8 protein-coding genes and 1 pseudogene are annotated in these 5,260 nt (G+C 60.8%); 5 read left to right on the forward strand and 4 right to left on the reverse strand.

All coding sequences use genetic code 11. The features are described from left to right. Positions 1–232: 232 nt before the first annotated feature. Positions 233–497: pseudogene (locus EOA85_RS26635) on the reverse strand (DUF1488 domain-containing protein). Positions 498–1,183: 686 nt separating this feature from the next. Between EOA85_RS26635 and EOA85_RS26645 the strand changes: the two are divergent. Both EOA85_RS26645 and EOA85_RS26650 read left to right on the forward strand, forming a co-directional pair. Further along, complete coding sequence (locus EOA85_RS26645) at positions 1,184–1,450, forward strand: hypothetical protein (protein ID WP_127211756.1); 267 nt, start codon at positions 1,184–1,186, stop codon at positions 1,448–1,450. Next, on the forward strand, positions 1,447–1,689 hold the full coding sequence (locus tag EOA85_RS26650) for a hypothetical protein (protein WP_127211757.1): 243 nt from the start codon (positions 1,447–1,449) through the stop codon (positions 1,687–1,689). Before EOA85_RS26645 ends, EOA85_RS26650 begins: the two co-directional genes overlap by 4 nt. A 188-nt stretch (positions 1,690–1,877) precedes the next feature. Here the strand turns inward: EOA85_RS26650 and EOA85_RS26655 are convergent, their stop codons facing one another. Next, positions 1,878–2,279, reverse strand: coding sequence for a Kazal-type serine protease inhibitor (locus tag EOA85_RS26655; RefSeq protein WP_029349995.1), 402 nt, complete (start codon positions 2,277–2,279; stop codon positions 1,878–1,880). 452 nt (positions 2,280–2,731) lie between these two features. Here EOA85_RS26655 and EOA85_RS26660 point away from each other — a divergent pair, with 452 nt between their 5' ends. The 3 genes from EOA85_RS26660 to EOA85_RS26670 all read left to right on the forward strand — a co-directional run bounded on the left by EOA85_RS26660 (position 2,732) and on the right by EOA85_RS26670 (position 4,041). Next, complete coding sequence (locus tag EOA85_RS26660) at positions 2,732–2,944, forward strand: cold-shock protein (protein ID WP_023799871.1); 213 nt, start codon at positions 2,732–2,734, stop codon at positions 2,942–2,944. Between the two features lie 254 nt (positions 2,945–3,198). Next, on the forward strand, positions 3,199–3,411 hold the full coding sequence (locus EOA85_RS26665) for a cold-shock protein (RefSeq protein ID WP_006202521.1): 213 nt from the start codon (positions 3,199–3,201) through the stop codon (positions 3,409–3,411). A gap of 213 nt (positions 3,412–3,624) precedes the next feature. Then, on the forward strand, positions 3,625–4,041 hold the full coding sequence (locus EOA85_RS26670; RefSeq protein WP_127211758.1) for a BA14K family protein: 417 nt from the start codon (positions 3,625–3,627) through the stop codon (positions 4,039–4,041). Positions 4,042–4,158: 117 nt separating this feature from the next. On the opposite strand, the gene EOA85_RS26675 is transcribed toward EOA85_RS26670, so the two are convergent. Both EOA85_RS26675 and EOA85_RS26680 read right to left on the reverse strand, forming a co-directional pair. Further along, entirely contained in the window at positions 4,159–4,800 is a 642-nt protein-coding gene (locus EOA85_RS26675) for an MBL fold metallo-hydrolase (protein WP_127211760.1), read from the reverse strand. Between the two features lie 126 nt (positions 4,801–4,926). Further along, positions 4,927–5,250: a hypothetical protein gene (locus EOA85_RS26680; protein WP_127211759.1), complete on the reverse strand. Its 324-nt coding sequence runs from the start codon at positions 5,248–5,250 to the stop codon at positions 4,927–4,929. Positions 5,251–5,260 lie beyond the last annotated feature (10 nt).

A 5,260-nucleotide genomic window follows, 5' to 3' on the forward strand; every position in this document is an offset into this window, starting at 1 on the left:
AGCACCTGCCGATAGAGCATCTCGGCTTCTTGCCGGCGGCCGGCCTGATGCAATTGCAGCGCCTGCTGCACGCGCTGGTCGAGCCCTAGCGGCGGCTGTCCGCCTGAGCCGAAATTGGCGCCCGCGCCTGCCGGTCTTCTCGGATCTCTGTTGATGGGAAACCTGCCATGTTTTGTCCGCCTGCCGCGATCTAGGCCATCGGCGCGGCAGGTTCAAGGGTTCGCAGGCCAGCTTACCGGAAATCGGCCTGGGTCAGCACATACATGTTCTTGCGACCGTGCGAATAGGCTTCGCGCAACATCCTGGATCGACGAACGCTCCGCATCGAAGGCGCTGAGATACTCGGCTTCCGCTCCACTGGTGGCCGGACTTGCCGCCGAAAGCGCTGCAATCTCTACAAAGAACGGCACTTCGAACATGCCGTCATGGCCGACGAAACGAATGCGCTTGGCCGCCGCGTCATAGGAGCGGCTGCGGTTGGGAAAATTCAGCGTCATGATCGAGCTCCTCAGCGCATGACCCGAACCGGAGGCTCGAAAAAGGATCATGCAAATCAAAGTAGTACAGCGCCCTTTGCGCGTCCAAAAAGACGCGCAAACGCGCTGTAGGCATTGTCAGATCAGGCGGTTGGTCTCCGCAACCTGTCTGGCCCGCCGCGCCGTGCCGTCGGTGTCGGCGATCTTTCGCCTTGCTGCCTCGTCACTTCGTATCGTCAGACGCGCCGACATGACTTTCGCAGGCCCGACGGTCGGCTTGACGAAGGGATTGAGGTTACGGTTACGCCACTCGGGGTCTTCACAGAGATTATGAAATTTTCTTTTCAAACGAAATAAAGCATAGATGCCGGTACAAAAGTTACGGCGACGTCTCAGACATTTTCCGAAAGCTCTTGAATCATATCAGCATTCTACAAATAATTATAGAGAGCGAATTTTGTCAATGGATCACGATCCGGCAGGAATCTTCTTGAATAAACCGCAATTTCGGATTAAAGAATTGAGATCGTTTTTTGGGCCAAGCTTGGCAACTCGCGGCGTCAGAGGTTCTCGACCCGCCAAACTCATTCCAGATCGCCGATACCCAAATTGCCGATACACAGGGACACACGACATTTAGTCCCGCTGCCGCAAAGCGGGCACCACCTCTCGGATCCAAGCCGGAAACGAGACTTCGAGGCACAAGAATGGCTGGCCGAACTACCCATTCCATAGCGCATTTCGAGGCACCCTTCATGCTCGGCGGCCTGGAAGGAAAATTGCCGGCCGGCGACTACGACATCGACCACGATGAGGAACTTATCGATGGCATGTCGTGGCTTGCCTGGCGCCGTGTCGCCACCTTCATCCATCTGCCGGCAAGCACGGTGAAAAGCCAGACCAGCCAATCGGTTGCCATCGACCTCGCGGAACTCGAAACCGCGCTGAGGCGCGACCAGGAGAATGCTGCATGATGCGCTTCCAGCAGAACGCGCGCCCGCGCACCGACACGCCCGCGCATCTTTTCGGCCAGACCGTTCGCATGAAGAGCCGCATCGGCCTTGTCCAGAAGACCGCAGAGCTGTTCCAAATCAAGAGCAAGCTGCCAGTCAAGGACGGCTCGCCGCAATACCGCATCCGCAGCGACGAGGAGACCTACGAGCGGGTCACCACGGAAGACAATCTCGAAGTGGCCGACAATCCGAGCGCCTAATGCATGTCTCCCAACAGTGCGAAGCGGTTTGGGACAACGACCTGCATGGCTAGGGCCGAGTTCATCGCCCATTGCCATAAGGCGACGCTGCCGGCGTAGAGGCAGGAGGCGCCAGCTACCCTCACCTGCCTGTGTCGGGTTGATAGATGGCTTCCTCCCCGTCCGGAGACGAGGAGGAAACCAGCCTCTCAGCAGGGACCGTCGTCGACGATGCGATAGTCGGCGGCGCGAGCCTCGCAGGCGTTGGGGAAGGTGCGCAATTCGCCACGGCGGCGTGCGCAGACGGGGGCATATTCGCGCGTGCAGAATGTCTGCTCTTCGCCACCGCCGCCGCCGTCGCGGCACTGGCCGTCGCGGATGATGCGATACCCGGCCCGCTCGGCAAGGCAGGCATTGGCGAAGGTCTGGCGGTCGCCACCGCGCCGGGCGCAGACCGGATCATACTGCTTGGTGCAGAATTGCGGCCCGGGCCTTGGCGGGCGGTACCCCGGTCCTTCCTCCACCACCACCGCTGTGCAGGCTGCAAGAACTGCCGACAGCAACACGATGGCAAAACCCTGCCGCGAGAAGATTGCCGCAAGAAATTTCATAACTATATCTCCCTCGAGCCCCCGCTCCGGTGCAAACGCGCGCGCTCCACTCCAAGGCGATCCTCGCCATTCCACCGCCAAATGCAACCCCTGTTTGCAAGCTCCCAGCCCGCTGGACCATGCGTGGCCAGGCGCTGGCCGATGACCGGGCGAGCACCCCGTCCTAATCGATGCGATGCGTCGGAATGCGCCCATTGGGCGGCCCGCGGACGCTACCTTGCAACGATCACCTTTCCGTGCGATAAATTTCGTGTTCGGGCATTTGCGACCCGGAGAGCGGAACGTTTTGGACGACCTTTCCCCGATACTGTGAATCTCTGACGGCCCCGTTTTTCGGCGGGGGGTTTTGACCATGCGCCAATGCATGACTGCCGAAGCAACCACCGGACTTGCCCACGGCGTCAGGCGGCGGGCAAACCACAAAGACTGACACGGGTGAAGGAGTTTCCCCAATGGCCCAGACCGGCACCGTTAAATTCTTCAACGCTACCAAAGGCTTCGGCTTCATCACGCCAGATGACGGCGCCAAGGACGTGTTCGTCCATATCTCCGCGATCGAGGCCTCGGGCCTGCGCACGCTCGTCGATGGCCAGAAGGTCACGTTCGACGTCGAGCCCGACCGCATGGGCAAGGGACCGAAGGCGGTCAATCTCCGCGCGGACTGAACCGTCGGCGCGCGCACGTCCGCTCGGACGTGCCAGGAATGTGCCCGAGGCCTTCTAAAGGCCTTGAACCGGCTTTCAGGGCCGGACCCGAGTTTCGAAGGCGCGGCGGTTTTCGTCGCGCTTTTTTCGTGGCAGGGCGGCATGCCAATGCTCCCAAAACTTTCTCTTGCCGATAGCGCTAAAATAAAGGACAAATTTCCACTCGGGCATTTGCCGGCCCGAGACTGGACTTTATGGGATCAAAGGAGCTTCCCATGCCGCAGACCGGCACCGTCAAATTCTTCAATCATGCCAAAGGCTTCGGCTTCATAACGCCGGATGATGGCGCGAAGGATGTCTTCGTCCACATTTCGGCCGTGCAGGCGTCGGGTCTTCCCGGTCTTGAGGATGGGCAGAAGGTAACATTCGACACCGAGCCGGACAAGCGCGGCAAGGGTCCGAAAGCGGTCAACCTGTCGATCGGCTGAGCCGAGTTCGAGACAGCGTCGGACGGTCCCGTCGTGCAGGTCCGCTCCTTGTTGAGCGTACGATATTTGTGTCTTGCGCCATGCTTGATCGAATATCGACTGGTCCCATCCCGTCAATTTCGTTCAGCCCCCGTTCAGCCACGGTCGCCTATTAGCTTCGGTAAAGCCGGACCGCATCCCCTAAATTACCGGGCCGGCACGAAGGAGACCGACATGAACCGAATTTTCAAGACCATCATCCTGTCCGCCGCGATTGTTGCAACCACGCTCGCGACCTTGCCAGCGGCCAGCGCTGGTGACTGGCGTCACCGGCACCACCATCGTGGCAATGGCGATGCGGTCGCGGCAGGCGTCCTTGGCCTCGCGGCCGGCGCCCTGATCGTTGGTGCGCTCAACAACCCGCAGCCCAGCTATTACGACCCCGGCTATGACGATTATGGTCGTTATCCACGGCCCGCCCCGGTGCGCCGCTACTACGCGGAACCGCGAGTCGTCTACAATGACGGCTATGCCGAGCCATGGACCCGTGGCTGGTATGAATATTGTTCGGATCGCTATCGCTCTTTCAACGCCCGCACCGGCACGTTCACCGGCTATGACGGCGAACAGCATTTCTGCACCGCGAACTGAGGCTTCCCTGCCGCCAAACAAAAAGCGCTGTCCGCCAGGCCAGCGCTTTTGGTCGTAGGCATGCATAAAGGCAGGAGACCGATGCGCGTCGCGTGAGGCTCCTCAGCCGCAATGCATTTAAATCAGGAATGGATTGCTCCGGCGCTCCTCGCCGAAGCGGCCGCCGGGACCGTGGCCGCAGATGAAGCCGATGTCGTCGCCGAGCGGCAAAAGCTTGTCCTTGATCGAGGCGATCAGCGCGGCGTGGTCGCCGCCCGGCAGGTCGGTGCGCCCGACCGAGCCGCGAAACAACACGTCGCCGACATGGGCGAACTTAGCAGCACGATTGTAGTAGACGACATGGCCGGGCGCGTGGCCGGGGCAATGAAAGACTTCGAACGCGTGCTGGCCGAACGAGACGGTATCGCCTTCGCTGAGAAAGCGGTCGGGCACGCAATTGCGCACCGGATCGGTGATGCCGTAGTGTTTCGCCTGTTTCTCGAGATTGGCAAGCAACGGACGGTCGGCCTCATGCGGGCCGATGATCTCGACGCCGAGCGCCTCCTTCAGCTCCATGGCGCCGCCGGCATGGTCGATATGACCATGCGTGATCCAGATCGCGCCGGCGTTGATCGCATTGTCCTTGAGCACCGCCAGCACCTTCTCGATGTCGCCGCCCGGATCGACGACGACGCCTTGTCTGTCGTCCATGTCAAAGAGAATGGTGCAGTTTTGCTGGAAGGCCGTGACCGGCACGACGCCGGCGTTGAGCTGACCCATGATCGTCCCTTTCGCTGTGTCGCCCCTGATGTAGATCCACACGCGAACGTCGTCCACCGCAACCGGCTGTCGCCACAACGCAAAAAAATGGGCGGCCGAAGCCGCCCATGCAAAAGCCCGAAACCGCTAGGCTGACTTCTTCGTCGCATTCATGACCGCGCCGATGATGGTCGTCAGAATGGCGCCACCACCGGCACCGCCGAGGATGTTCTGTACATTCAGCGCGCTGCCCAATCCGCTCGTTGCCGCTGCGGCCGCAGCCGGATCGATCGTGCCACCGCCGAGCAGGCTGCCGAGGATGGCCGCACCGCCGACGCCGCCAAGGGCGCCGCCCAGGATTTTGGTAAGCTGCCCCACTGCCGCTGTCTTGAGCGCCGCGCCCACCGCCTGGCCACCGATGATACCCATAATCACCTGAACAATGATCGGAAGAAGCGTGTTCATGTCCATATTACCAGTC

Origin of the sequence: Mesorhizobium sp. M5C.F.Ca.IN.020.29.1.1 (assembly GCF_003997375.1) — a bacterium.
GTDB lineage: Bacteria > Pseudomonadota > Alphaproteobacteria > Rhizobiales > Rhizobiaceae > Mesorhizobium > Mesorhizobium wenxiniae.